Source organism: Streptomyces sp. SCUT-3 (assembly GCF_014083985.1).
Lineage (GTDB): Bacteria > Actinomycetota > Actinomycetes > Streptomycetales > Streptomycetaceae > Streptomyces_H > Streptomyces_H thermolineatus.
Genome location: NZ_CP046907.1, coordinates 2660909 through 2684216 on the forward strand (window position 1 = coordinate 2660909; position 23308 = coordinate 2684216).

25 protein-coding genes and 1 pseudogene are annotated in these 23308 nt (G+C 74.1%); 6 read left to right on the forward strand and 20 right to left on the reverse strand.

Annotated features, from left to right (window positions below):
- Positions 1-91: 91 nt before the first annotated feature.
- Positions 92-448 (forward strand): MmcQ/YjbR family DNA-binding protein, encoded by a 357-nt coding sequence (locus tag GQS52_RS11720; RefSeq protein WP_182313340.1) that lies wholly within the window; start codon positions 92-94, stop codon positions 446-448.
- Between the two features lie 189 nt (positions 449-637).
- Here GQS52_RS11720 and GQS52_RS11725 read toward each other — a convergent pair whose 3' ends face one another.
- The 8 genes and pseudogenes from GQS52_RS11725 to GQS52_RS11760 all read right to left on the reverse strand — a co-directional run bounded on the left by GQS52_RS11725 (position 638) and on the right by GQS52_RS11760 (position 6874).
- Complete coding sequence (locus GQS52_RS11725) at positions 638-1072, reverse strand: PIN domain-containing protein (RefSeq protein WP_182313349.1); 435 nt, start codon at positions 1070-1072, stop codon at positions 638-640.
- Positions 1069-1308, reverse strand: coding sequence for a CopG family transcriptional regulator (locus GQS52_RS11730; RefSeq protein ID WP_182313350.1), 240 nt, complete (start codon positions 1306-1308; stop codon positions 1069-1071). The genes GQS52_RS11725 and GQS52_RS11730 overlap by 4 nt, the downstream gene beginning before the upstream one ends.
- Positions 1309-1433: 125 nt before the next feature.
- Entirely contained in the window at positions 1434-1751 is a 318-nt protein-coding gene (locus GQS52_RS11735) for an XRE family transcriptional regulator (RefSeq protein ID WP_182313351.1), read from the reverse strand.
- Positions 1748-1975 (reverse strand): annotated as a pseudogene (locus GQS52_RS11740) (type II toxin-antitoxin system RelE/ParE family toxin); the annotation flags it as partial. The pseudogene GQS52_RS11740 and the gene GQS52_RS11735, both read right to left, overlap by 4 nt.
- A gap of 196 nt (positions 1976-2171) precedes the next feature.
- Entirely contained in the window at positions 2172-2921 is a 750-nt protein-coding gene (locus tag GQS52_RS11745) for an LUD domain-containing protein (RefSeq protein WP_182313353.1), read from the reverse strand.
- The gene (locus GQS52_RS11750; RefSeq protein ID WP_182313354.1) at positions 2918-4438 is read right to left on the reverse strand and encodes a LutB/LldF family L-lactate oxidation iron-sulfur protein; all 1521 of its coding nucleotides are present in this window, start codon (positions 4436-4438) and stop codon (positions 2918-2920) included. The genes GQS52_RS11745 and GQS52_RS11750 overlap by 4 nt, the downstream gene beginning before the upstream one ends.
- Positions 4435-5196, reverse strand: coding sequence for a (Fe-S)-binding protein (locus GQS52_RS11755; RefSeq protein WP_182313355.1), 762 nt, complete (start codon positions 5194-5196; stop codon positions 4435-4437). Before GQS52_RS11755 ends, GQS52_RS11750 begins: the two co-directional genes overlap by 4 nt.
- Before the next feature lie 43 nt (positions 5197-5239).
- Positions 5240-6874 (reverse strand): L-lactate permease, encoded by a 1635-nt coding sequence (locus tag GQS52_RS11760; protein WP_182313357.1) that lies wholly within the window; start codon positions 6872-6874, stop codon positions 5240-5242.
- 205 nt (positions 6875-7079) lie between these two features.
- On the opposite strand from GQS52_RS11760, the gene GQS52_RS11765 reads away from it, so the two are divergent.
- The gene (locus GQS52_RS11765; protein WP_182313359.1) at positions 7080-7850 is read left to right on the forward strand and encodes a FadR/GntR family transcriptional regulator; all 771 of its coding nucleotides are present in this window, start codon (positions 7080-7082) and stop codon (positions 7848-7850) included.
- Between the two features lie 161 nt (positions 7851-8011).
- Here GQS52_RS11765 and GQS52_RS11770 read toward each other — a convergent pair whose 3' ends face one another.
- The 3 genes from GQS52_RS11770 to GQS52_RS11780 all read right to left on the reverse strand — a co-directional run bounded on the left by GQS52_RS11770 (position 8012) and on the right by GQS52_RS11780 (position 11102).
- Positions 8012-8671 carry a response regulator transcription factor gene (locus tag GQS52_RS11770; protein WP_182313361.1) on the reverse strand — a complete coding sequence of 220 codons (660 nt, stop codon included), beginning with the start codon at positions 8669-8671 and terminating at the stop codon, positions 8012-8014.
- Entirely contained in the window at positions 8668-10095 is a 1428-nt protein-coding gene (locus GQS52_RS11775; protein WP_259370717.1) for a histidine kinase, read from the reverse strand. Before GQS52_RS11775 ends, GQS52_RS11770 begins: the two co-directional genes overlap by 4 nt.
- 134 nt (positions 10096-10229) lie before the next feature.
- Positions 10230-11102 (reverse strand): alpha/beta hydrolase, encoded by an 873-nt coding sequence (locus GQS52_RS11780; protein WP_259370718.1) that lies wholly within the window; start codon positions 11100-11102, stop codon positions 10230-10232.
- 314 nt (positions 11103-11416) lie between these two features.
- On the opposite strand from GQS52_RS11780, the gene GQS52_RS11785 reads away from it, so the two are divergent.
- Positions 11417-11791 carry a PadR family transcriptional regulator gene (locus tag GQS52_RS11785; protein WP_182313365.1) on the forward strand — a complete coding sequence of 125 codons (375 nt, stop codon included), beginning with the start codon at positions 11417-11419 and terminating at the stop codon, positions 11789-11791.
- Positions 11788-12849 carry a hypothetical protein gene (locus tag GQS52_RS11790; protein ID WP_182313367.1) on the forward strand — a complete coding sequence of 354 codons (1062 nt, stop codon included), beginning with the start codon at positions 11788-11790 and terminating at the stop codon, positions 12847-12849. Before GQS52_RS11785 ends, GQS52_RS11790 begins: the two co-directional genes overlap by 4 nt.
- 122 nt (positions 12850-12971) lie before the next feature.
- Here the strand turns inward: GQS52_RS11790 and GQS52_RS11795 are convergent, their stop codons facing one another.
- The 9 genes from GQS52_RS11795 to GQS52_RS11835 form a co-directional block, all read right to left on the reverse strand.
- The gene (locus GQS52_RS11795; protein WP_182313369.1) at positions 12972-13385 is read right to left on the reverse strand and encodes a DUF3151 domain-containing protein; all 414 of its coding nucleotides are present in this window, start codon (positions 13383-13385) and stop codon (positions 12972-12974) included.
- Positions 13386-13469: 84 nt separating this feature from the next.
- A complete protein-coding gene (gene fbaA / locus GQS52_RS11800; protein WP_182313371.1) occupies positions 13470-14492 on the reverse strand; it encodes a class II fructose-bisphosphate aldolase in 1023 nt (340 codons plus the stop codon).
- Between the two features lie 326 nt (positions 14493-14818).
- Positions 14819-15358 carry an orotate phosphoribosyltransferase gene (pyrE, locus tag GQS52_RS11805; RefSeq protein ID WP_182313372.1) on the reverse strand — a complete coding sequence of 180 codons (540 nt, stop codon included), beginning with the start codon at positions 15356-15358 and terminating at the stop codon, positions 14819-14821.
- A 10-nt stretch (positions 15359-15368) separates the two neighbouring features.
- Positions 15369-16208, reverse strand: coding sequence for an aldose 1-epimerase (locus GQS52_RS11810; RefSeq protein ID WP_259370719.1), 840 nt, complete (start codon positions 16206-16208; stop codon positions 15369-15371).
- A 159-nt stretch (positions 16209-16367) separates the two neighbouring features.
- Positions 16368-17501, reverse strand: a complete 1134-nt coding sequence (locus tag GQS52_RS11815; protein WP_182313374.1) for a hypothetical protein — start codon at positions 17499-17501, stop codon at positions 16368-16370.
- Between the two features lie 67 nt (positions 17502-17568).
- A complete protein-coding gene (locus GQS52_RS11820; protein ID WP_182313376.1) occupies positions 17569-19323 on the reverse strand; it encodes a spermidine synthase in 1755 nt (584 codons plus the stop codon).
- Positions 19324-19430: 107 nt separating this feature from the next.
- The gene (locus tag GQS52_RS11825) at positions 19431-19943 is read right to left on the reverse strand and encodes a DUF2617 family protein (RefSeq protein WP_182313379.1); all 513 of its coding nucleotides are present in this window, start codon (positions 19941-19943) and stop codon (positions 19431-19433) included.
- A gap of 284 nt (positions 19944-20227) precedes the next feature.
- Positions 20228-20584: a hypothetical protein gene (locus GQS52_RS11830; RefSeq protein WP_182313381.1), complete on the reverse strand. Its 357-nt coding sequence runs from the start codon at positions 20582-20584 to the stop codon at positions 20228-20230.
- Between the two features lie 161 nt (positions 20585-20745).
- Positions 20746-20949 carry a hypothetical protein gene (locus GQS52_RS11835; protein WP_182313383.1) on the reverse strand — a complete coding sequence of 68 codons (204 nt, stop codon included), beginning with the start codon at positions 20947-20949 and terminating at the stop codon, positions 20746-20748.
- Positions 20950-21172: 223 nt separating this feature from the next.
- Between GQS52_RS11835 and GQS52_RS11840 the strand changes: the two genes are divergently transcribed.
- Positions 21173-21949, forward strand: coding sequence for an endo alpha-1,4 polygalactosaminidase (locus GQS52_RS11840; protein WP_259371099.1), 777 nt, complete (start codon positions 21173-21175; stop codon positions 21947-21949).
- A gap of 117 nt (positions 21950-22066) precedes the next feature.
- Complete coding sequence (locus GQS52_RS11845; protein WP_182313387.1) at positions 22067-23239, forward strand: pyridoxal phosphate-dependent aminotransferase; 1173 nt, start codon at positions 22067-22069, stop codon at positions 23237-23239.
- Positions 23240-23308 lie beyond the last annotated feature (69 nt).

Sequence of the window (23308 nt, forward strand, 5' to 3'; positions counted from 1 at the left end):
CGCTCCCGGCCCGCCGTTCGCCCGTCCCGGGGACCGGTGTCAGGGACCGGTGTCAGGGACCGGTGTCAGGGGTCGGGGCTAGCGTGGGCCCATGATCGGTGCCGACGACGTCCGTCGTATCGCGCTCTCCCTCCCGGAGACGGTGGAGAAGGAGGCGTGGAGCATGCCCACCTTCCGGGTCGCCGGGAGGATGTTCGTCACGGTCCCCGACGACGAGACGTCGTTCGCCGTGCGCTGTCCCAGGCACGAGCGGGAGGAGCTGATCGCGGCCGAGCCGGAGAAGTTCTGGGTGCCCCCGCACGAGGCCTCCTCGGCGTGGGTGCGGGTGCGGCTCGCCGCCCTGGAGGACCTGGACGAGCTCCGCGACATCCTCGTGGACTCCTGGCGCCAGGCCGCCCCCGACCGCCTCGCCGACACCGTCCCCGCCCCGGGTTCTTCGACGAGCTGAGCACGGGCCGCGCGGACCCTCGGCCCGGGCGGGCCGGCGGGTACGGGGCCGTGGAACCGCCGGCATCACCACGACCGGGGACTCCGGGGGCCGGTTCGCTCGTCCGTCCGGCTTCACACCGCGACGGGCCCGCCACAGCTGCACCCGTATCCGTGCCCGTCCGACCGAGGAGTCCCCGGGTCCCGGGGCCTACAGGTCGTCGGGAAGAAGCCGGAAGCTCTTGTGGGAGGTCAGGGGACGCATCGCGCGGAAATCCCGGCGGTCGAGGGAGAGCACCGCGTCCGTGCGGTATTCGGCCGCCAACACCACATTCACGCCGTCGGCGAGGTCCAGGTCCAGGCCGGAGTAACGCTGTTGCACGGAACACGCCGCGGCGAGGATCTCGTCGGTGATCTGCGGGAGGTGAAAGCGCGAGCGGCGGGCCTGGGCCAGGATGAAGGCGATGATCGTGCTCCGGGCGGCAGACCCGAACCGGGCCTTCGCCATGTGATCGACCTCTGCGAGCACCAGCGGGGAGACGACGACCGTGCCCGCTTCACCGAGCAGGGCCCGGCAGGCCGCGCCCTCGGCCGCCCCCCGTTCGGAAGCAGCGATGATGCCCGACGTGTCGGCGATCAGGATCACCGGACAGCCGCTCCGCGGACGACCGCCTCGGTGACCTGCTCGCTGTCCGCCACCTCACCGGTCCCCTCGAACACCGGCCATTCCAGGGGGTCGTCCCAAACCCGGTTCGCCATGGCCGCCAGGTGGATGCCCTCACGGATTATCTCCGCCTCGGGGACTCCCCGGCGCCGGGCGGCCTCCTTGATGAGAGCGAGGTCCTCGGGGTCGGCGTAGACGTTCGTCCTCTTCATCGACATGTACCAACGCTAGCGTATACACACCTTCGGAGGAGGCCCGGCCGGGCGGGGCGGCGGGCGGGTCAGTCCGTGACGAGGACGGCGTCGAGGGTGCGGGGGCCGTGGACACCGTGCCCCCAGGGGCGTCAGGCCACGACCACGCGCACGCCGCCGAAATCGGCAACGATCTCCAACGTCCCCCCCAGCGCGGCGATGTACGCGGCGATCGTCCCGACCTCCGCCGTCGTCGTCCTGCCGCGTTCGATTGCCGACACCCGCTCCTGCCTCACCTGCATGCGCGCGGCCACGTCACTCTGTGTGAGGCCGAGCTGCTTGCGCATCTCGGCGAGGCGGTGGGCTCTGGCCTCGGCCACCATGCGCCGGGCTCCGGCCCGGATGTCGTCGAGGTCCTCCGAGTCGAAGATCTCGTGCTTGGCCTCGTCCCAGGAGTGAAAGGTCGTCATTTCCTCGTTCCCTTCTGCCTCTGCGCCAGATGGTCCAGCCATTCGCCGTAGCGCGTCTCCGCCAGGGGAATCGCCCGGCGGTACCACTCCGTCCACTGTCCCGCCTTGTCCCCCGCCACGAGAAGAACCGCGCTGCGCTGAGGGTCGAAGGCGAAGAGAATCCGGATCTCGCTGTTTCCGCAGGACCCCGGTCTCAGCTCTTTGAGGTTGTGCAGCGCAGCCCCAGATGCCAGGGCACAACAAGCCCCCTCGCAGTATGCACACATACTAGTACGCTCGCATACTGAACTACGAAGGCTGAGCGCCCTGAGCAAAGATCACCCGAATGAGGGGTCCTGTGCTGTGGATGCCCGGGGACGAGTCCCGCGCCCCGGCACAGCCGGGTCGGACCGGGCCCGGCCGGGCGGGGCGGCGGGCGGGTCAGTCCGTGACGAGGACGGCGTCGAGGGTGCGGGGGCCGTGGACGCCCTCGACCCGGTTCAGCTCGATGTCGCTGGTGGCCGAGGGGCCGGAGATCCAGGTCAGCGGGCGGCGCGGGTCGAGCCGGGGCAGTGCCTGCGGGACGGAGGCGACGACCTGGCCGGGCACCCGGACCACGCAGACGTGGTGGTCGGGCACGAGGGTGAGCAGGCGGCGGCCCTGGCCGGGGCCGGCGTCCAGGACGATGGTGCCGGTCTCGGCGACGGCCAGCGCGCAGCCGGTGACGACGCTGTCGACGGCGTCCAGGCGGGCCGGGGTGAGGGTGCCGTCGTCCCGCAGCTGTGTGACGTCGGCTGCGGCGAGCCAGCCGTCGGGCAGGCCGGGCGGGACGACGACGGTGCGGGCTCCCCGGTCGGCCAGGAGGCGGGCGATCAGCGCGGGCAGGCCGGCGGCGGTGGTGCGGTGGACGCGGGCCCGGTAGTCGGCGAGGTTCTCGGCGAGCAGGCCGGCGACGGCCTCCGGGTCGTCGGGGACGTGGGCGCGCAGGTAGTCGCGGTCAATGGGGGCGGGGTTCTCGCGCTCCTCGGCGGGGACGTCGGAGAGCGCGGCCCGCACCCGGGCCAGGATGCGGTCGCGGGCGGCGGTGCCGGAGGCGGAGGCGCTGGAGGCGGCGGCACCGGTGGAGCGGCCGGGGGCGCCAGTGCCGGGTGCGGCGGGGCCGGTCGCGCCTGCGGGGGTGGCGGGGCTCATCGGGGGCCCTCCTCGGGGGAGCCGGGGTTCGCGGACGGAGGGGCGGCGGGGGCCGTGGGGGCGGCGGGAGCGGCAGGGGCGGCGGGGGCCGCGGTGCCGCCGGGGTTGTTCTTCTTCCACCAGTCGCGGAAGGATTCGGCGGGCACCTCGGGCAGGTCGCGGCTGTCGGTCCAGGCGCGGCCCGGGCCCGGCAGGCGCTTGGGGTGCAGTTTGCGGGTGAGGGAGGCGGCGCGCAGGGCGGCGGTGAGCGCGGCCGGGTGGTCCAGGACCCAGCCGGCGGCGTTGATCGCCGCGCGTTCCGCGCGGTGTCCCTTGCCGGTCTCGGCGACGCGTTCGCGCAGGTGGACGAGGACCTCGGGGATGTCGATGGCGACCGGGCAGACGTCGTAGCAGGCCCCGCAGAGGGAGGAGGCGTAGGGCAGGGAGGCGTCCACCTCGCTGCCGGTGCCGTGCAATTGGGGGTTGAGGATGGCGCCGATCGGGCCGGGGTAGACGGAGCCGTAGGCGTGGCCGCCGGCGCGCTCGTAGACGGGGCAGACGTTCAGGCAGGCCGAGCAGCGGATGCAGCGCAGCGCCTGCCTGCCGACGGTGTCGGCCAGGGTGTCGGTGCGGCCGTTGTCGAGCAGGACCAGGTGGAAGGTCTTCGGGCCGTCGGCGTCGGTGGTGCCGGTCCAGGTGGAGGTGTAGGGGTTCATCCGCTCCGCGGTGGAGGAGCGGGGCAGGGTCTGCAGGAAGACCTCCAGGTCCTGCCAGGTGGGGACGACCTTCTCGATGCCGACGACGGAGACGAGGGTCTCGGGCAGGGTCAGGCACATGCGGCCGTTGCCCTCGGACTCGACGACGACCAGGGTGCCGGTCTCGGCGACCATGAAGTTGGCGCCGGAGATGCCGACCTTCGCCCGCAGGAACTTCTCCCGCAGGTGGAGGCGGGCGGCCTCGGCGAGGTCGGCCGGCTCGTCGGTCAGGCCCTCGGGGGCGGGGCGGCCCCAGCGGCCCATCTGCCCGGCGAAGATGTCCCGGATCTCGGAGCGGTTGCGGTGGATGGCGGGGACAAGGATGTGCGAGGGGCGGTCCTGCCCGAGCTGGACGATCAGTTCGGCCAGGTCGGTCTCGTAGGCGGCGATGCCCTCGGCCTCCAGGGCCTCGTTGAGGCCGATCTCCTGGGTGGCCATGGACTTGACCTTGACGACCTCGGTCTCCCCGGTGGCCTTGACCAGGCCGGTGACGATGCGGTTGGCCTCGTCGGCGTCCGCCGCCCAGTGGACGGTGCCGCCGGCGTCGGTGACGGCCTGCTCCAGCTGCACCAGGTAGTGGTCGAGCCGGCGCAGCGTGTGCTCCTTGATCCGCGCCCCGGCCTCGCGCAGCTGCGCCCAGTCCGCCAGTTCGGCGACGGCCTCGGCGCGGCGGTCGCGGATGGTGTGGGTGGCGTGCCGGAGGTTGGCGCGCAGCGTCCGGTCGTCGACGGACTTCTTCGCGGCCTCGGGGAAGGCCGGCATGCCCAGGTACGTGCCGCTCATGCGTGGCTCCACGGTTCGTCTTCGGTACTGGCCAGGATCTCGGCGATGTGGACGGTCCGCAGGGGGCCGCCCTGCCTGCTCAGGGTGGCGCCCAGGTGCATCAGGCAGGAGTTGTCGGCGCCGCACAGGAAGTCGGCGCCGGTGCTGCGCGCGTTGGCGATCTTGTCGGCACCCATGGCCGCGGAGACGGCGGGGTTCTTCACGGCGAAGGTGCCGCCGAAGCCGCAGCACTCCTCGGCGCCGGGCAGTTCGCGCAGTTCCAGTCCCCGCACTGCCTCCAGCAGGCGGCGCGGCCGCTCCCCCAGGCCGAGCATCCGCAGCCCGTGGCAGGAGGGGTGGTAGGTGACGGTGTGCGGGAAGTACGCGCCGACGTCGGTGACGCCGAGGACGTCGACGAGGAACTCGGTGAGCTCGAAGGTGCGCGGCGCGAGGGACCGGGCGGCCTCGGCCAGGGCGCCGCCGCGCCCCTCGGCCTCGGCCTTCTCCCCGATCCTCGGGTAGTTGTCGCGCACCATGGCGGCGCACGACCCCGAGGGGGTGACGACGTAGTCGTACCCCTCGAAGGCGGCGGCCGTGCGGCGCAGCAGCGGTTCGCTCTCGCGGCGGTAGCCGGTGTTGTACTGGGGCTGGCCGCAGCAGGTCTGCGCGGCCGGGAAGTCCACCTCGACGCCGAGGCGCCGCAGCAGGGACACGGTCGCCCGTCCTGTGCGCGGGTGGAGTGCGTCGTTGACGCAGGTGATGAACAGCGCGGCGCGCATGACCTCTCCGACGGTTGGTGCGGCTGACCGGCGGGTGCGTCCCTTACGGGAGCATCCCGCCGAGGACGTTGGACTGCAGGAAGACGAGCAGGCACAGCGCCAGCAGGAAGAGCAGGCTCCACCTGATGGTGCCCCGCAGCAGCTCCGACTCGCGGCCGTCGAGGCCGACGGCGGTCGCGGCGATGGTGAGGTTCTGCGGGCTGATCAGCTTGCCGACGACGCCGCCGGAGGTGTTGGCGGCGACGAGCAGGGTCGGGTCGAGGCCGGCCTTGTCGCCGGTGGTCTGCTGGAGGGTGGCGAACAGGGCGTTGGCCGAGGTGTCCGAGCCGGTGACCGCGGTGCCGAGCCAGCCCAGGACCGGGGAGAAGAACGCGAAGGCGGTGCCGGCCCCGGCGATCCAGGTGCCGATGGTGATGGTCTGGCCGGACATGTTCATCACGTAGGCGAGGGCGAGGACCGAGGCGACGGTGAGCAGGGACAGGCGGAGCTTGACGACCGTGGAGGCGAACTCCCGCACGACGGTGCCGGGGGCGATGCGGTGGACGGCGGCGACGAGCAGGCCGGACAGCAGGAGCAGGGTGCCGGGGGAGGAGAGCCACGGGAAGGTGTACACGGTGCTGGTCACGGCCTCGCCCGCGGCGTTGAGCACCTTCCCGTCGAGCCCGGGCCAGCCGGCCTTGACGTCGGTGGAGGCGAGGAACTCCTTGAGCGGCGTCCACAGCTTCGCGGCGGAGAAGACCGCGATCACCACCAGGTAGGGCAGGAACGCCATCAGGATGCGGGCCGGGCCGACGGATCGCGCGGCCCCGTCCGCCGGGGCGGGGACGTCCCCGCGGAGCAGGTCGGCGCGGGCCTGCTCGCCGCCCGCGGGCCGCCACACGCGCAGGAGGAGCACGACCGCGAGGAGGCCGGCGAGGGAGGCGATGATGTCGGTCAGTTCCACGGAGACGTAGTTGGAGGCGGCGAACTGGGCGAGGCCGAAGGCGGTGCCGGCCGTCAGGGCCGCCGGCCAGGTCTGGCGCATCCCGCGCCGGCCGTCGACGAGCGCCACCAGCAGCAGCGGCACGAACACCGCGAGCAGCGAGGTCTGGCGTCCCACGTAGGCGCCGATCTCCTCGTAGGGGATGCCGGTGAGGCTGCCCGCGGTGATGATCGGGGTGGCGATGGCGCCGAAGGCGACGGGGGCGGTGTTGGCGATCAGCACGGTGACCGCCGCCCGCATCGGGGAGAAGCCCAGCGCCACGAGCATGACGCCGGTGATCGCGACCGGGGCGCCGAAGCCGGCGAGCGCCTCCAGCAGGCCGCCGAAGCAGAACGCGATGATCACCGCCTGGATGCGGGGGTCGTCGCTGATCAGGCCGAAGGCGTGGCGCAGGTCCTCGAACCGGCCGCTGACCACCGTGAGCCGGTAGACCCAGATCGCGGTGAGGACGATCCACATGATCGGGAAGAGGCCGAAGACCGCTCCCTGGCTCGCGCTCAGCAGCGCCAGTCCGGTCGGCATCCCGTAGCCGGCGACGGCCACGACCACTGCCAGGGCGAGGGACGCGAGGCCGGCCCAGTGGGCCTTCAGCCGCAGCCCGCCGAGGAGCACGAAGAACAGGAGCAGTGGCAGGCACGCGACGAGCGCGGACAGCGCGAGGCTGTCCGCGACGGGCGCGAGAACGGGCTGATACATACGACCCCCACCTTGGGTACTTGGTCAGACCATAGAACGGGCGAGGCAAAACTAGGGCCGCGAAGCACCCCTGTCCAGGGATTCGACATACAGAATTAATGTGGTCCGACCATTGACCGGGCGGCCCGGGCTATGCTCAGAGCCGACTGTGCACGGGGATCCGCCCCACGCGGACGGTGCAGCGACCACGGACGAAGGGGTTTCCATGGCTGAGGCGACGGCCTGGGAGCCGGTTCCGCGGTCCCGCACGTTCGAACTCGTGCTGGCCCGGATCGAGGAGCAGATCCTCGCCGGCAACCTCCAGGTAGGCGACCGGCTCCCCCCGGAACGCGAACTCGTCGAGCTGCTCGGCGTGAGCCGGGCCGCCATCCGCGAGGCGCTGCGCGTCCTGGAGGCCCAGGGCGTACTGCGGTCCAAGGTCGGCACCGGCCCCTCGTCGGGAAGCGTCATCGCGGCCATGCCCAGCGCCGGCCTCACCCAGCTGCTGCGCCTGCACATAGCGCTGGCCAACTTCCCGCTCGCCGACGTCATCGAGGCTCGGGCCACACTGGAGCGCGCCAGCGCCCGCCTGGCTGCCGAGCGGGCCGGCGAGGAGGACCTGGCCCGGATGCGCGAGCACCTCGAGAAGATGGACGCCGCGGGCCTCACCCGCGAGAGCTTCAACGACCACGACACCGACTTCCACGTCGCGCTCGCCGAGGCCGGGGGCAACCGCTTCATGGCCGACATGACGATCGCCGTCCGCAACGCGGTGCGCCACACCCTGCTCGGCGCGTTCCACCGGCTGCCGGAGTGGGAGCCGGTCGCCTCCCGGCTGCGGAGCGAGCACCACGCCATCTACGAGGCCGTCGCCGCCGGGGACGCCGACCTGGCGGGCCACCTCGCCGAGAGCCACGTCCGCGACTTCCACCAGGACATCGCCCTGCGGACCCGGGCGGACCGGGACCCGTCGGACCGGGACGTCCCGGAACTGTGACCCCGCGGGCCGCCGGGACGCCCGGCCCGCGGCCGGAACGCCCACGACAGGGGTGCCCGTAGCCGGAGCGCCCGGAGCCGGAACGCCCGTAGCCGGAACGCCCGGCCCGCGGCTGCGGGTCGGGCGTTCCGGCGGCCGGACGGCTCCGCCCCCGGGTGCCGTCAGCGGCCCGGGGTGACCACGCCCGCCTCGTAGGCGAAGACCGCGGCCTGGGTGCGGTCGCGCAGCCCCAGCTTCACCAGGATCCGGCTGACGTGCGTCTTCACCGTGGAGTCGGCCACCACCAGGTGCCCGGCGATCTCGGCGTTGGACAGCCCCTGGGCCACCAGCGCCAGCACCTCCGTCTCCCTCTCGGTCAGGTCGCTCAGCCGCTCCACGGCGGGCGGCCTCGGCGCGCCCATCCGGGAGAACTCGGTGATCAGGCGCTTGGTGACGGTCGGGGCGAGCAGCGCCTCCCCCGCGGCCACCACGCGGATGCCGTCGGCGAGCTGGCGGGCCGAGCAGTCCTTGAGCAGGAAGCCGCTCGCCCCGGCCCGCAGCGCCTGGTAGACGTACTCGTCCAGGTCGAAGGTGGTCAGCACCAGGACCTTGGCATCCGCGTCGGCGGCGACGATCTCCCTGGTCGCCTCCAGGCCGTTGAGCTCGGGCATCCGGATGTCCATCAGGACCACGTCCGGGCGCAGCTCGGCCGTCCGGGCCACGGCCCGGCGCCCGTCCTCCGCCTCGCCCACGACCTCGATGTCCGGCTGGGCGTTGAGGAGGACGGAGAACCCCTCGCGGACCATCATCTGGTCGTCGACGATCAGCACACGGACCGTCATGCCGAACCCTCTTTGAAGAGGTTGACGCCCCGTCCGTCCGTGACGGCCGGCACGGCCACGGTCGGAGCCTCGGAAGAAGCGGAGGACGCCGACGCCGCCGAGGCCGCGGAGGGCTCCGGTGCGGCGACGGGCACGAAGACCGCGACCTCGTAGCCGCCGTCGGGGGTCGGCTGCGCGTTCATCTCCCCGCCCAGCATCGCCACCCGCTCCTGCATGCCCAGCACACCGTGCCCGGCTCCCGGGGACGGCCGGGCCGCCTCCGAGGGCGGGCCGTTGACCACCCGCAGGCCGAGCCCGCCCAGCACGTACGAGACCTCCACGACGGCGGTGGCGCCCGGCGCGTGACGCAGGGCGTTGCTCAGCGCCTCCTGCACGATGCGGTAGGCGGACAGCTCCACGCCCTGCGGCAGCGGCCGCACGCTGCCGGTCACCACCGAGTCGACGTCCAGTCCGGCGGCGCGCACGTTGTCCAGCAGGGAGCCGAGGTTGGCCAGGGTCGGCTGCGGCGCCTCGGGGCCCTCGTCGGCGAAGGGGTGCGGGGTCTCCGAGCGGACCACGCCGAGCACCCTGCGCAGCTCGGTCAGGGCCGCGACCGCGTTCTCCCGGATGACTGCGAAGCTCTTCACCAGCTCCGCCGGGGCCTCCTCCACCCGGTACGGGGCGGCCTCGGCCTGGATGGCGATGACCGACATGTGGTGGGCGACCACGTCGTGCAGCTCGCGGGCTATGGTGGCGCGCTCCTCCAGCACGGTGCGCCGCGACCGCTCCTGCGCCGTGATCGTCTCCTGGACGACGACCCGCTCCCTGGTCCGCCACCAGCCGCACACCGTCACGGTGGTGAGCAGCGCGACTCCCGAGAAGACGGCCATCGGGGCGGCCGTGGAACCGCCGTAGCCGATCAGGACGTCGACCGCGCTCCCCACCACCAGGGTGACCACCCACATCTCGACGGCCACCCGCGGCCGGCTGCGCATCGCGACGAGGACCATCACCGCCAGGTGCGTGACGAACCCGGCCGCCGACCACGGCCAGGAACCGATCCCGGCCCCGGCGAACATCCCCGTCAGACCGGCCAGCCCCGAGAGCCACCAGGCGGTGACCGGCCGGAACAGCGTCATCAGCAGGGCCGCGAACAGCACGAGGGAGTGGCCCAGGAGGTAGAAGAGGCCCGCCACTCCTCCGGGGCCCTCCCGGACGTCGACCAGCAGGACCAGCCCGGCGAAGGTCACCACGGCGGCGTGCGGCAGCCACTTCAGGCGGTCCCGCAGCGCCCCGGGGAGGCTGCGGGCCATTGGCACGGAGTCCAGCCGCAGCGGCGGCAGGGGACGGAAGTCGAGGACGGAGGTGAACAGGTCCTGTTTCAGGCCGGCCCACGCCCCCTGTGCGATGCGGAGTTCGGTCCGCCGGTTCGTCGTCTCGGTCACGGATTCACCCTAGGGAGCGGCCGGGCCCGGCACGTCAGCACGGAAGACGATCCGCACCCGTAGTCCTTGCGGAGTACGTGCGTACCGGCCGCGGCCCCGGTTCCGGGCCCGGGGGTCCGGCCCCGGTTCCGGGCTCAACGGGCGAGGCGGGCGATCTCCTCGGCGACGGTGGCGCAGGCGTCGGCGGACGGATCGATCAACGGGAAGTGCCCGGTGTCCTCCAGGACGGTGAGGCGGGGCTCCTCCCCCACCGCCGCGGCGGCCCGGACGTACGCCTCGGAGACGGCCAGGGGCACGTCGACGTCGTCGCGGCCGTGGACGAGTGTCACCGGGACCCCGGCGGGCAGGACGCGGGCCGGGTCGGTCAGCGGCAGACGTCCTGGCAGGAGGTCCGGGCCGCCGAGGAACTCGGTCACCGCGTCGTTGCACACCGACAGCGCCACGGCCGAGTCGAAGTGGGCGATCGGGGCGAGGCCGACGACGCCGCGCAGTCCCGGCGGCGGCGAGGCGCGGTGCCACCGGGAACCGGCCGGCAGCCGGTGCCGGGACGCCGCCCACAGGACGAGCTGACCGCCGGCCGAGTGCCCGGCCAGCACCGTGCGGCCGGTGTCGGCCGCACCCGGCAGCGCCTTCTCCACGAGGCCCGGGAGCGCGTCCACGGCGGCCGCCACGTCGTCGAGGGTGTGCGGCCAGCCGCCCTTCGTATCCGCCCCGTCCGTCCTGCGGTACTCGACCGAGGCGACGGCGAGGCCGCGGCCCGCGAGGAAGGCCGCCACCGGGGAGACGTGCAGGCGGTCGTACGGCTCGCGCCACGCACCGCCGTGCACCAGCACCACCAGGGGCGCGGGGGCGGGCACCGCCCGTCCTCCGGGGGCCCAGAGGTCCACGACCTGGTCCGGGTGGTCGCCGTAGCGGACGGTGGCGTCCGGCGCCGCGGGCGGGTGGGCGAAGGCGGACGCCTCCTCCTCGGCGGGGGTGCGGGGCACGGTGCGGCTCGACTCCTTCACGGCGGACTGCGGACGGCGGACCGTACGGGCCGGGGACTGTACGGGTCGGGGACTGTACGGGTCGGGGACTGTACGGGTCGGGGACTGTACGGGCCGGGGGTTGCGGGCGGGCGGCCCGGCGGGGTGGGCCGCGCCGCGATCATCCGTCACCGGCCGCAGGCACGGCAAGGGCCCCGTGCCGCACCCCCACAGGACGCGCCCGACTGGGCGGGCGAGCAGGACAGGGCTCCTCGTTTTCCCGATGTACTTCCCCTCTCGGACTATTCTTGATTCCATACTAGTCAACGTTCCAGAATCAGGAAGGGGATCCGCGGATGGAGACACCCAGTCCCGCATGGCTCCGTGCGGTCCTGCCGCTGTGCCTTCTGAGCACGCTGGAGCGCGGGGAGAGCTACGGCTACGCCCTCCTCCAGCAGATCGAGGAATCGGGCCTGGGCGCGGTCAAGGGCGCCGTCCTGTACCCCGCCCTGACCCGGCTCGCCGACGACGGCGCCGTCGAGGTCCGCTGGGCCCCGGGAGAGGGCGGGCCGGGCCGGAAGTACTACCGGCTGACCGAGGCCGGCCGCGAGCGGCTGCTCCGGGAGCGCCGGGCCTGGCGCGCATTCAGCGCGGCGGTCGGCACGACGGTGGACGGGCCCCGCGCACCCCACGGAACCGACACGCTCCACGAACGGGAGAACGACCGATGAACGACACCGCCTTCGGCGCCGACACCGGCACCCCCGCCGCGGGCGCCGCGCCCCGCAGGATCGGCGATCCGTGGGCGCAGGCCTTCGCCGCGGAGCTCAAGCACCGGCACAGTCCGCCGCCGGGACTCGTGGACCGGCTCCTGGAAGAGGTCGCCGAGGCGGTGGCGGAGGCGGGCCGGCCCGCGGAGGAACTCTTCGGCCCCGCTGCGGAGTATGCAGGCCTGGTCGCCGCCGAGCGGATCGACGAGACCCACCGGAGCGTGCTCGACCTGGAGGGCAGGACCCCGGCCGCGCACTTCCGGCAGGGCCTGGTGGCCGCCGGCGCGGTCTTCGCGGTCCTGACCGCCGTGCACTCCCTCACCGGACGGGAGGAGGGGCCGGGGGCGGTCCCTCTCGTCCTCGCCGTACCGCTGTACGTGCTCCTGGCCGTCACCTTCGCCGTGTTCCCGGCGCTGCGGGCCGCCGGCCGGGTGCGGGCCGCGTGGGGCTGGAGCCTCGGCGTCGCGGTGACGACGCTGGCCGGGGCCGCCGCCCTGGCGCGCCTCCCCGTGGTCCGGGAGGCCGACCCCCTCGGCTTCCCACTGCTCACGACGGTCGGCTGCGGTGTGCTGCTCGGCGCGCTGGCGCTGCTCCTGCCGGAGGCGGCCCTGGAGCGCCTCCTCGGCGCACCGCGCGGCGGCGACGGAGACGACGAGCAGTGGCTGCGGCGCCTGGGCGCCCTGCTGCGCGGGCGGCACGGCGTCCCCGTGCAGGCCGCCAAGCAGCACGTGGCCGAGGCCCGCGAGCACCTGGCGGCCTCGGGCGGCTCCGCCCGGCAGGAGTTCGGCCCGGTGGAGGTCTACGCCATGCACCTGACCGACGGCCCCGGGCGGGCTGTTCGCCGGGCACGCCGCGAGCTGGTCGGATCGGGGCTGAGTGCGCTCGTCCTGACCGCCATGACCGTGGTGGCCGTGCTGGAGGGCGAGACCGGCCGGCCCGATTTCTGGGTCCGCGTGGCGCTGTGCGTGCTTTCGGGCGTCTACGCGGCCTCGCTCCTGCCGAAGGTCCGGGCGCGGTGAACCGCCCCGTCCCGCCCGCTCTCCGCGTCCTCCGCGGCCGCTGACCCCTCGCAGGAGCCGGGACGGGCCGGCGGGGGTGCCGGGCCGGGCGCGCGGTGCCGCCCCGGCCCGGCAGGAGGCCGTCAGGAGAGGGTGTCCGCCGCGGTCTGCGAGCTCTCCCGCAGGAAGGTGCTGCAGCGCTCGTACTCCTCCTGCTCGCCGATCGACTGCGCGGCGCGGGCGAGGGCGTGCAGGGCCCGCAGGAAGCCGCGGTTGGGCTCGTGCTCGAACGGCACGGGGCCGTGGCCCTTCCAGCCGTTGCGGCGCAGCGCGTCGAGTCCGCGGTGGTAGCCGGTGCGGGCGTACGCGTAGGACTCGACGACGCGGCCGGCCTGGAAGGCGTCGTCGGCGAGCTGCGCCCAGGCGAGCGAGGAGGCGGGGTACTTGGCTGCGACCTCGGCCGGGGCGGCGCCGGAGGCGAGCAGTTCGCGCGGTCCGGGGTCGTCGGGCAGGTGGGTCGGGGGCGGTCCCCCGAGGAGGTTCTCGTGAATGGCCATGCCCACAGTCTGCCGTCCCGCGGGAGGGGGCCGGGAACCGCCCGTGCGGTTCCCGACCCCCTCCCGTGCGTGCGGCTGCCGTCGTTACTTGAGCTTCGTGCCGGCGGAGCGCAGGTTGGCGCAGGCCTCGACCACGCGGGCGGCCATGCCGGCCTCGGCCGACTTGCCCCAGGCGCGCGGGTCGTAGAGCTTCTTCGAGCCGACCTCGCCGTCGATCTTGAGCACGCCGTCGTAGTTCTTGAACATGTGGTCCGCGACGGGGCGGGTGAAGGCGTACTGGGTGTCGGTGTCGATGTTCATCTTCACGACGCCGTTCTCCAGGGCCTCGTTGATCTCCTCGATCGTCGAGCCGGAGCCGCCGTGGAAGACGAAGTCGAACGGGTCCTGCTTGCCGTAGCGGCGGCCGACCTCGTCCTGCAGCTCGCGCAGGATGGACGGGCGCAGCTTGACGTTGCCCGGCTTGTAGACGCCGTGCACGTTGCCGAAGGAGGCGGCCAGCAGGTAGCGGCCCTTCTCGCCCAGGCCGACGGCCTCGGCGGTGCGCAGCGCGTCGGAGACGGTGGTGTAGAGGCTGTCGTTGATCTCGTGGGAGACGCCGTCCTCCTCGCCGCCGGTGGGGGTGATCTCCATCTCGAGGATGATCTTCGCCTTGGCGGTCTCGACGAGCAGCTCCTGGGCGATGGCCAGGTTGTCGTCGAGGTTCTCCGCGGAGCCGTCCCACATGTGGGACTGGAACAGCGGGTTCTGCCCGGCCGCGACGCGCTCCTGCGAGAGCTTGATCAGCGGGCGGACGTAGCCGTCCAGCTTCTCCTTGGGGCAGTGGTCGGTGTGCAGCGCCACCGTCACGTCGTACTTCTCGGCGACGACGTGGGCGAACTCGGCGAGGGCGTGGGCGCCGGTCACCATGTCCTTCACCCGCTGGCCGGAGATGAACTCGGCACCGCCGGTGGAGATCTGCAGGATGCCGTCGCTCTCGGCCTCGGCGAAGCCCCTCAGCGCGGCGATCAGCGTCTGCGACGAGGTCACGTTGATCGCCGGGTAGGCGAACTTTCCTGCCTTCGCCCGGTCCAGCATCTCGGCGTAGACCTCGGGAGTTGCGATGGGCATCTGACCGCTCCTTGGGTGTGCGGGTTGCGGCTACCGTGTCGACATCGTCGTCGGCCCCATCTTCCCAGACAAGTGCCGAAGCTCCATACATGGTCCACGGTGCGGATGCACAGGGCCTACCGGACTGTTTCACGTGAAACGACCGGCCGGGTCCGGGCCGGCCCGGGCGTCATCGCCGAACGGTCTCGCCGGACGTCCTCGCCGAACGGCCGCGCCCGGCGCCGTGCGGCACCGGGCGGGACGGACGGGAGGGCGGGGAGGGCCGGGAGGGCCCGGCCGGTGGGAGCCTTCGGCCCCCGGGCGCCCGCGAGGAGCGGGCCCGGGCGTCAGCCCAGGTCCAGGTCCTGCAGCGAGTAGGCCTGGTAGTACGGGAGTCCGGCCTCCTCGATCGCCGGCGCCGCACCGCGCTCCACGATCACGGCCACTCCGACGACCTCGGCGCCCGCCTCGCGCAGCGCCTCGACGGCGGTCAGCACCGAGCCGCCGGTGGTGGAGGTGTCCTCGACCGCCAGCACCCTGCGGCCCTTCACGTCCGGGCCCTCGATCCGCCGCTGCAGGCCGTGCGCCTTGCCGGCCTTGCGGACCACGAAGGCGTCCAGGGTGCGGCCGCGGGCGGCGGCGGCGTGCAGCATCGCGGCGGCCACCGGGTCGGCGCCCAGGGTCAGGCCGCCGACGGCGTCGTACTCCAGGTCGGCGGTGAGGTCCAGCATCACCCGGCCGACCAGCGGGGCCGCCGTGCCGTCCAGGGTGATCCGGCGCAGGTCGACGTAGTAGTCGGCCTCCTGCCCCGAGGACAGGGTGACCTTGCCGTGCACCACGGCCTTTTCCTTGATCTGCGCCAGCAGGGCGTCACGGACGTCGCTCATGCCCTCGACCCTATCCGAGGGCCCGCCACCGCCAGGTGGTGGTGACCTCCAGCGGATCGATCGGGGTGACCAGCCGCGGAGCGGTATTCAGGCCGTTCGGCGGGCCGCTCTGGGGCTCCACGCAGACCGCCTCCTTCTGCTCGTCGTAGACGACGACCCACTCGGCGGCGCTGGTGACCCGCAGCTCCAGGCGTCCGGGCCAGGTCAGCGTCACGTCCACCCCGTCCGGCATGCCGAAGCAGTCGTCCCACGGCCCCGGGCGCGGCTCGGTGCGGCGGCCGGTGGGGATGTGGTCCTCGCCCCGCTCCTCCTGCCACGCCGGGGCGAAGTCCAGCTCGACGGGGCCGCCGCCCCCGTACGCCCCGCCGTCCGTCCGGCGCAGGAACCACGGGTGCCAGCCGGCCTGGGCGGGGAAGGAGTCGCCGGTCGTCTCGACCGCCAGGGTGAGGGTGAGCGCGTCCTCGCCCAGCTCGAAGACCTGGGTGACCCGGCCCGGGTACGGCCACGGCTCGGCGAGGTCGTGGACGAGGACGGCGGAGGTGCCGTCGGCGCGCGCGGTGCGCCAGGCGGCGTCGTGCACGGGGCCGTGCATCGCGTGCGGCGGGGAGTTCAGCGGCAGCTGGTGGCGGACGCCGCCGTTGAGGAAGCGTCCCTGCGCGGTCCGTCCGCACCACGGGGCCATCGGGAACGACCCGTACCCGGCCCCCTGCCGCAGCAGTTCCGTGCCGGCGATCCGCAGGGAGCCGATCCGGCCCCCCGCTCCCGGAAGGAGTGTCAGTTCGGCGTCGCCGCGGGATAGGCGGATCTCGCGCCGCCCAAGGGCTGCCGTGGACTCCTCGTGCGTGGACACCTGCGCCCGCTCCTCCGTTGGCCTCGTTGCTCGGGGACTTCGGCTTCGCGGCGGCCGCGGGCCCGCGGCTCCGCGGCACCGCCGCACGACGGTCGTACCGCCCCGGAGAAGCGTATCGGCGCGGCCCCGCCCGCGGAGGACGGACGGGCCCGGCGGCCGCTACCGGCGGCGGCGCAGCAGACGGCCGGCCACGACGGCGGAGGCCACCAGCAGCGCCGCGGCGGGGGCCGCCCACCGCAGGGCGTCCCCGACGGGGGTGGCGGAAGGAACGCCCTCGGGCGCGTAGCGGCCGCGCGGCGGCGCGTGGTCGACCTCTTCGGCGCTGCGGCCGATCATCGTGCGGCGGGCCGACGCCCCCTCGGCGGCAGCCGCGACGGGGTCGGGCACCGGGTCCGCGGACGGCTGGTCCGCCGGGGCCCGGTCGGCGGAGCGTGCCGGCTCCGGGACGGCGGGATCCGGACGGACCTGCCCCGCGCCGGGGCCGGCCCCGGCTGCGGAATCGGCACCGGACCCGGGCGTGCTGCCGAGCTCGGGCCCGCTGCCGGTTTCGGGCTCGGGCTCGGGCTCTGCTTCGGGCTCGGGCTCTACTTCGGGCTCGGGCTCGGGGGCGGCTTCGGGCTCGGGCTCGGGGACGGCCCCGGGCCTCGTTTCGGCCCCGGCCCCGGCGTCGAGGCCGGGCGCGGGGCCCGGCTCGCTCTGCTGGGGGAGCACCGGGCCGTCGGTGCCGTTGACCGTGTCCACCTCGTCCAGTACGTCCTCGGCGTCGTCCACCCGCGTCCCGTCCGCCTCGTCCGCGTCCGTGCCTGCCGCCCCGGGTGGAACGGCGGGCAGCCCCTCGACGAGCCCGGCGACGATCCGGTCCAGCAGGCGGTGTCCGGCCGCCTCCGCGGCCCGCTCCTCGAACTCTGCGGTGCGCCCGTCCGCCCGGAGGCTCCCGGTGAAGCTGAGCAGCGTCCCCAGGGTGTCGGCCCGCGCCGTCTCGACCCCGATCTCCAGGGCGAGGCGGACCTCTCCGGTGCCGCGCGCCTCGGTGCCCTCCGCCTCGACGGCGAACCCGTCCCCCCGGGCGGTGACGCGCAGGGTTCCGCGGTAGGTGATGGTCGAGCTGCCGACCCGCAGCTTCAGCCGCCCGCTCAGCGCGGCCCCGTCGGCCGGGGGGCTCTCGATTCCTCCGTCGCGTTCGCCGCCCGCCTCGCGCTGGAAGCCGGGGATCGACCGCGCGAGCCGGTCGGCGTCGGCCAGCGCCCGGCGCACCTCGTCGGCCGCGTGCGGGACGAACACCTCATGCTCCATGTCGACGGAGCCTACCCACCGTGCGCCGGAACATCGCCCGCGTTGCGGGGATCGGCGGCCGGCGCCGTCAGCCCGGGTAGCGGGGACGCACCAGGGTCGACGGCTGCGGCGGCACGGCGGGGCGGTGCCGGGCGGCGGCGCGGGCCGCCCGGTGCAGGGATTCCCGGGTGAGGGACCGCAGCCCGGGGGCAGTGGGGCCGGGGGCCAGCACGGGCTTCTGCCGCGCGGCCAGGATCAGCCCCCAGTCGGCGGGGCGCCGCCCGCCCGGGCCCGGCGCACGCGCCGCGGTGCCGTCCGCGGTGCCGTCCGCGGTGCCCGGCCCGGCCCCGGCGTACGCGGCGTCCACGCGGTACGGGACCGTCCGCAGGCCCGCGGAGCGCACGGTGGCGTCCACCGTCCAGTACGCCTGCGGCTGCCGGGCCGCGGAACCGGCGTGGACCGCCAGTCGGCCGCCCGGGGCCATGGCCCGGCTGGCCAGTCCGAAGAACTCCCTCGAGTACAGCTTGGCGCTGTCCGCCGCGGGCGGGGCGGGCAGGTCGACGACCACCACGTCGTACTCCGTCCCGGTTCCCCTTCCGCGCAGCCATGCGAAGACGTCCGCGACCACGTGGCGGACCCTGGGGTCCTCGTGCGCACGGCCGTTGAGCGCGGTGAGGCCCGGGTCGGTCCGGGCCAGCCGGAGGAGTTCGCGGTCGGCGTCGACGACGGTCACCGACCTCACCGAGGAGTGGCGGAGCACCTCGCGCAGGGCGAGCCCGTCTGCGCCGCCGACCACCAGCACGTTCCGGTGGGGTCCGGACATGGCCGGGTGCACCAGGGCCTCGTGGTAGCGGTGCCCGTCCGCCGCGTCCGCCCGGAGCCGCCCGTCGAGGAAGAGCCGCAGCGGCTCGGGGCCGCGCACCGCCCCCGTCCCTTCCTTCCCGTACTCCTCCTCGTCCTCTTTCCCCGTGCCCCTCGCGCCGGCCGTTCCGGGGGACGCCCCGGGCTCCTCCCGGGAGGACCCGGCGGCCGCGGCACCCCGGGGGGTTCCCCCGGTGACGACGACCTGCTGCACCCCTGTGTCCCGGGACAGGAGTACCCGCGGCTCGTAGACGGCCTGCTGTGCGGCCCGTTCGAACGGCTCCGCGCACGCCGCCGCGAGCCCCAGCACCGCCAGGGCGGCGACGAGCCCGCCGGTCAGCGCCCTGCGGGTCCGGCGGCCGAGGTCGTGCCGGAACAGGCCCACCACCAGGGCCCCTCCGGCCACCGCGTTGACGGCCCCGGTCAGCATGGCCCCGGTCAACTGCCCCAGCCAGGGCAGCAGCAGGAAGGGGAAGGCCAGCCCGCCGACGAGGGCGCCCACGTAGTCGGCGGCGAACAGGTCCGCCACGGCGCCGCCCGCGTCCTGGTGCCGGATGCGCTGGATGAGGGTCATCAGCAGCGGGATCTCAGCACCGATGAGCACCCCGATGACCACGCAGAAGACCACCAGCACCGCCCGCGACTGCCCGAGCCAGGCGAAGGACGCGTACAGGGCCATGACGGAGAGCCCGCCGGCCAGGGACAGCAGCACCTCGACGACGGCGAACCCCGCGGCCGCCCGGCACCGCCACCGCTTGGCCAGCAGCGAGCCGACGCCCATGGAGAAGACCATCACCGACAGCACGACGGAGGTCTGGGTGACCGAGTCGCCGGACAGGTAGCCGGCCACCGCCACCAGTTCGAGTTCGTAGACGAGCCCGCAGGCGGCGCAGACGAAGACGCAGAGCAGCACGAGGGCCCGTCCGACCCCCGGGGAGACGGGGAGCGGTTGTGCGGCGGCCGGCTTCAACTGGTCGATCACATTTGCACGTTACGTCACACCATGCACAACTCCCGTCACCTTCACGGGTGGTTTCGGAGCTTTTGGGTCGCAGGTGTCGGACGGGGTGGCGGGGCAGGGGCCGGATCTCAGGGGTGCCGCACGATCCGGGTCCTGGTCATCACCACCTGGCCCTCCTGGGGATAGGCGTGCCAGGTGCGCCACTGGATCCTGTCGTCCAGGCACCGCACCAGCAGCGCGGTGAAGGCGTGGTCGTCACCGGGGAAGGTTCCGGCGAGCCCGTTGGGGTGGTCCGCCACGAGGGCGAGGAGTTCCTGGGCCCTCGTCGTGAAGGCGTGCCGGGAGAGCTTGTCGACGTGCGCGGCGAACTCGTAGTCCCAGTCGCCGACCCGCTCGGCCGCCCCGGCGGGCAGCGGCATGCTCCTCCCCGGCAGGCAGGCGACGGTCTCCGAGCAGCCTCCGTGCTCGTCGTCGAGGATCACCTGGTGGGAGGCGCCGAGCAGGCGCAGTTGGACCCGGCCGGAAACACCGCCCAGATCCAGGTCCAGGGTGGCCAGGGCGGGTATCGGTTCCCTTCCCAGGGCCCAGGCCAGGTCTTCCGCCCGCGTGTCGCAGTAGGCGGTCTTCAGGGAAATGAGCATGGGTCGGCTCCACAGGCGCGCAGTGGATCGGTGGGCCCGTCGGCCCCGGGAGGAGCGGGGTGACGCCCCGTCGGCCCGTGCCCACGCGGGGTCCGGAAGTACGCAATCATGATGTGCGTACCGCTCCCACCGGTTTTACCCAATCGGAGCAGTTTTCCCTCTTCGGAGGGGCTACCTGTTCAGGTGTTCCCCTCGCCCGGAGAGTTCGACCGGGAGCGGGCCGGGCGCCCACGGCCCCGGCCCCGCCCCCGTCGGCCGGCTTCCGACGGATGACGGACGGGGTGTCAGCTCCCGCCGCCGCACGAGGAGCCCCCGCCGCACGAGGAGCCGCCCGAGGAGCTCCCGCCGCACGAGGAGCCGCCCGAGGAGCTCCCCCCGCACGAGGAGCCGCCCGAGGAGCCGCTGTCCGACGAGGCACCGCCGCAGGACGAGCCTCCGCCCGAGCCGCCGCACGAGGAGCCCGAGCTGCTCGTGGTGTCACCGGCCCACCAACTGCCGCCGCTGCCACCGCCGCTGCCACCACTGCGGTGACCCGCCGTCCGGCGTGACCGGCCCGCGGCGACCGCCGCGACGAAGGCCGCGACGATCACCCCCACCACGAGCACCATGAACAACGCGAACACCACGAGAATGACGCTCATCCCGCTTCCCCCTCTCCCCCTCGGCCCCCGAGGTCCCCCGGGGCGGGCCCCCGCCCGCCCGCTGTCGTGCGCAGGTGATGCCCTCGACCGTCCTCGGCGAAAGCACAGTTGAGGAATACCAGAGGTTCGGCAGGGGCATCGCCCCGCGCGGCGGGCGCCTGTCAGTCCCCGCCGCCGCAGCCACCACCGCAGCTGCTGCCGCAACTGCTGCCGCCGCTGCCGCAGCCGCCGCCACCGCCGCCCGTCCACCAGCTGCCTTTGCGGTCCCGGCGCCGCTTCGACCTCCCGGACCGGTCGCCGGACGTGCTCCTCGCCACCGCGATCACCACGGCCACGCTCACGAGAATCAGGATGAAGGTCCCCATCCTGTACTCCTTTCCCCCGAAGGAATCCGGGACGGGCCTCCCCGTCCCCTCCTTGTCCGGGGGATACCCCCCGCCCGCACCCCGGAAAGCGCGGTTGAGGAATTCCAGAGGTTCGGTGGACGATGCCTGCGTGCAGACAGCCACCGCGGCCCGGACTCCCCGCGCACGCCTCCCCCGCGCACGCCTTCCCCGCGGCGTCCCGTCCGCGGCCGGCGCAGCGGTGCTGGCCGCGGTCGTCCTCGCTCCGGCCGCCTGCGCGCCCCCTTCCGCCCCCGCCCCCGCCGTCGTCCCGCCGCCCGCGGGCGCCGTGTTCGACTACCAGCTCGGCGGCGCCTACCCGCCCCCCGCCGGGACCGAGGTCGTCGCCCGGGACCGGGCCGCCGAACCCGCCGAGGGCCTCTACAACATCTGCTACGTCAACGCCTTCCAGGCCCAGCCGGGCAAGGAGGACGACTGGGACCACGACCTCGTCCTCCGGGACGGGGACGGCCGGCCCGTCGTCGACGAGGACTGGGACGAGGCCCTCCTCGACATCTCGACGCCCGGCCGGCGCGCCAGGATCGCCGAGCGGGTCGACCGCTGGACCGCGCAGTGCGCGGACAAGGGCTACGACGCGGTGGAACCCGACAACTACGACTCCTACACGCGCAGCGGGGGCCGGCTCACCGCCGCCCACGCCAGGGCAATGATCACCCTGATCTCCCGGTACGCCCACGAGCGGGGCCTGGCGGTGGCCCAGAAGAACACCCCCGAACTGGCCGCCCACCGGGCCGACTCGGGCCTGGACTTCGCAGTGGCGGAGGAGTGCGCCCGCTACGACGAGTGCGACGTCTACACCGAGGAGTTCGGGGACGACGTGATCGTCGTCGAGTACACCGACGCCGCGCTCGCCGACGCGTGCCGGCGGTGGGGCGGCACCCTGAGCATCGTCCGGCGGGACCTGGGCGTCACCGCCCCCGGCAGCGGCGACCACGTCCGCCGGACCTGCCCCGGCGACTGACCCCCGGCCCGGGGCGGGGGGCCTTCTCGGGGGGCGGTCCTCCGCGGAACGCGCACCCCGGGTGCGCGGGAACCGTGCCGGAGGAGAGGTTGAGGAAGCGCCCGCATCCGGCGGAGGATGTCCGGCATGGAACGGCCACCGCTCAACCGCAACCTCGCCGGCTTCGGGACCACGGTCTTCGCCGAGATGTCGGCACTCGCCCAGCGCACGGGCGCCATCAACCTCGGCCAGGGGTTCCCCGACACGGACGGCCCCGAGGCCGTGCGCGAAGCGGCCGTACGGGCGCTGCGGGACGGCCGCGGCAACCAGTACCCGCCGGGCCCCGGCGTGCCGGAGCTGCGCCGGGCCGTCGCCGACCACCAGCACCGCTGGTACGGCACCGAGTACGACCCGGACTCCGAGGTGCTGGTGACCGCGGGCGCCACGGAGGCGATCGCCGCCGCCCTGCTGGCCCTGGTGGAGCCGGGCGACGAGGTGATCGCCCTGGAGCCGTACTACGACTCGTACGCGGCGTGCATCGCCATGGCCGGCGGCACCCGGGTGCCGGTGACCCTGCGGCCGTCGGACGGGGCGTTCGTCCTGGACCCGGACGAGCTGCGCGCGGCCGTCACGCCCCGCACCCGGCTGATCCTGCTCAACACCCCGCACAACCCCACCGGCACGGTCCTCACCCGCGAGGAGCTGGCCGCGGTCGCCGCGATCGCGCAGGAGCACGACCTGCTGGTGGTCACCGACGAGGTGTACGAGCACCTGGTCTTCGAGGGCGAGCACGTCCCCCTGGCCTCCCTGCCGGGGATGCGGGAACGCACGGTCACCATCTCCTCCGCCGGCAAGACGTTCTCCTTCACCGGCTGGAAGATCGGCTGGATCACCGGCCCGCCGGAGCTGGTGACGGCGGTGCGCACGGCCAAGCAGTTCCTGACCTACGTCTCCGGCGGCCCGTTCCAGTACGCGGTCGCCGAGGCGCTGCGGCTGCCCGGCAGCTACTTCCGCGGCTTCCTGGAGGACCTGCGGGGCAAGCGGGACCTGCTGGCCACCGGGCTGGCCGAGGCCGGGTTCGGGGTCTTCCGCCCGCAGGGCACCTACTTCGTCACCGCCGACATCCGCCCCCTGGGCCGCACGAACGGCGTGGCCTTCTGCCGTGCGCTGCCGGAGCGGGTGGGGGTGGTCGCCATCCCCAACGCGGTCTTCTACGACCACGCCGACGCCGGTGCGCCCTTCGTCCGGTTCGCCTTCTGCAAGAGGCCGGAGGTGCTGGCCGAGGCCGTCGCCCGCCTCAAGGCCCTGTGAACGGCGCCCCGTGAAGGGCGCCCGGTGAACGGCGTCCGGGAACGGCGGCGGCGGGCGGCACCGGTGGGT

Excerpts from the sequence above, each read along its gene's own strand:
- GQS52_RS11720 (WP_182313340.1), top strand. The coding sequence starts at position 92 with ATGATCGGTGCCGACGACGTCCGTCGTATCGCGCTCTCCCTCCCGGAG.
- GQS52_RS11730 (WP_182313350.1), bottom strand. The coding sequence starts at position 1,308 with ATGTCGATGAAGAGGACGAACGTCTACGCCGACCCCGAGGACCTCGCT.
- GQS52_RS11735 (WP_182313351.1), bottom strand. The coding sequence starts at position 1,751 with ATGACGACCTTTCACTCCTGGGACGAGGCCAAGCACGAGATCTTCGAC.
- GQS52_RS11745 (WP_182313353.1), bottom strand. The coding sequence starts at position 2,921 with ATGAGCCCCGCCACCCCCGCAGGCGCGACCGGCCCCGCCGCACCCGGC.
- GQS52_RS11750 (WP_182313354.1), bottom strand. The coding sequence starts at position 4,438 with ATGAGCGGCACGTACCTGGGCATGCCGGCCTTCCCCGAGGCCGCGAAG.
- GQS52_RS11755 (WP_182313355.1), bottom strand. The coding sequence starts at position 5,196 with ATGCGCGCCGCGCTGTTCATCACCTGCGTCAACGACGCACTCCACCCG.
- GQS52_RS11760 (WP_182313357.1), bottom strand. The coding sequence starts at position 6,874 with ATGTATCAGCCCGTTCTCGCGCCCGTCGCGGACAGCCTCGCGCTGTCC.
- GQS52_RS11765 (WP_182313359.1), top strand. The coding sequence starts at position 7,080 with ATGGCTGAGGCGACGGCCTGGGAGCCGGTTCCGCGGTCCCGCACGTTC.
- GQS52_RS11770 (WP_182313361.1), bottom strand. The coding sequence starts at position 8,671 with ATGACGGTCCGTGTGCTGATCGTCGACGACCAGATGATGGTCCGCGAG.
- GQS52_RS11785 (WP_182313365.1), top strand. The coding sequence starts at position 11,417 with ATGGAGACACCCAGTCCCGCATGGCTCCGTGCGGTCCTGCCGCTGTGC.
- GQS52_RS11790 (WP_182313367.1), top strand. The coding sequence starts at position 11,788 with ATGAACGACACCGCCTTCGGCGCCGACACCGGCACCCCCGCCGCGGGC.
- GQS52_RS11795 (WP_182313369.1), bottom strand. The coding sequence starts at position 13,385 with ATGGCCATTCACGAGAACCTCCTCGGGGGACCGCCCCCGACCCACCTG.
- fbaA (WP_182313371.1), bottom strand. The coding sequence starts at position 14,492 with ATGCCCATCGCAACTCCCGAGGTCTACGCCGAGATGCTGGACCGGGCG.
- pyrE (WP_182313372.1), bottom strand. The coding sequence starts at position 15,358 with ATGAGCGACGTCCGTGACGCCCTGCTGGCGCAGATCAAGGAAAAGGCC.
- GQS52_RS11815 (WP_182313374.1), bottom strand. The coding sequence starts at position 17,501 with ATGGAGCATGAGGTGTTCGTCCCGCACGCGGCCGACGAGGTGCGCCGG.
- GQS52_RS11825 (WP_182313379.1), bottom strand. The coding sequence starts at position 19,943 with ATGCTCATTTCCCTGAAGACCGCCTACTGCGACACGCGGGCGGAAGAC.
- GQS52_RS11830 (WP_182313381.1), bottom strand. The coding sequence starts at position 20,584 with ATGAGCGTCATTCTCGTGGTGTTCGCGTTGTTCATGGTGCTCGTGGTG.
- GQS52_RS11835 (WP_182313383.1), bottom strand. The coding sequence starts at position 20,949 with ATGGGGACCTTCATCCTGATTCTCGTGAGCGTGGCCGTGGTGATCGCG.
- GQS52_RS11845 (WP_182313387.1), top strand. The coding sequence starts at position 22,067 with ATGTCCGGCATGGAACGGCCACCGCTCAACCGCAACCTCGCCGGCTTC.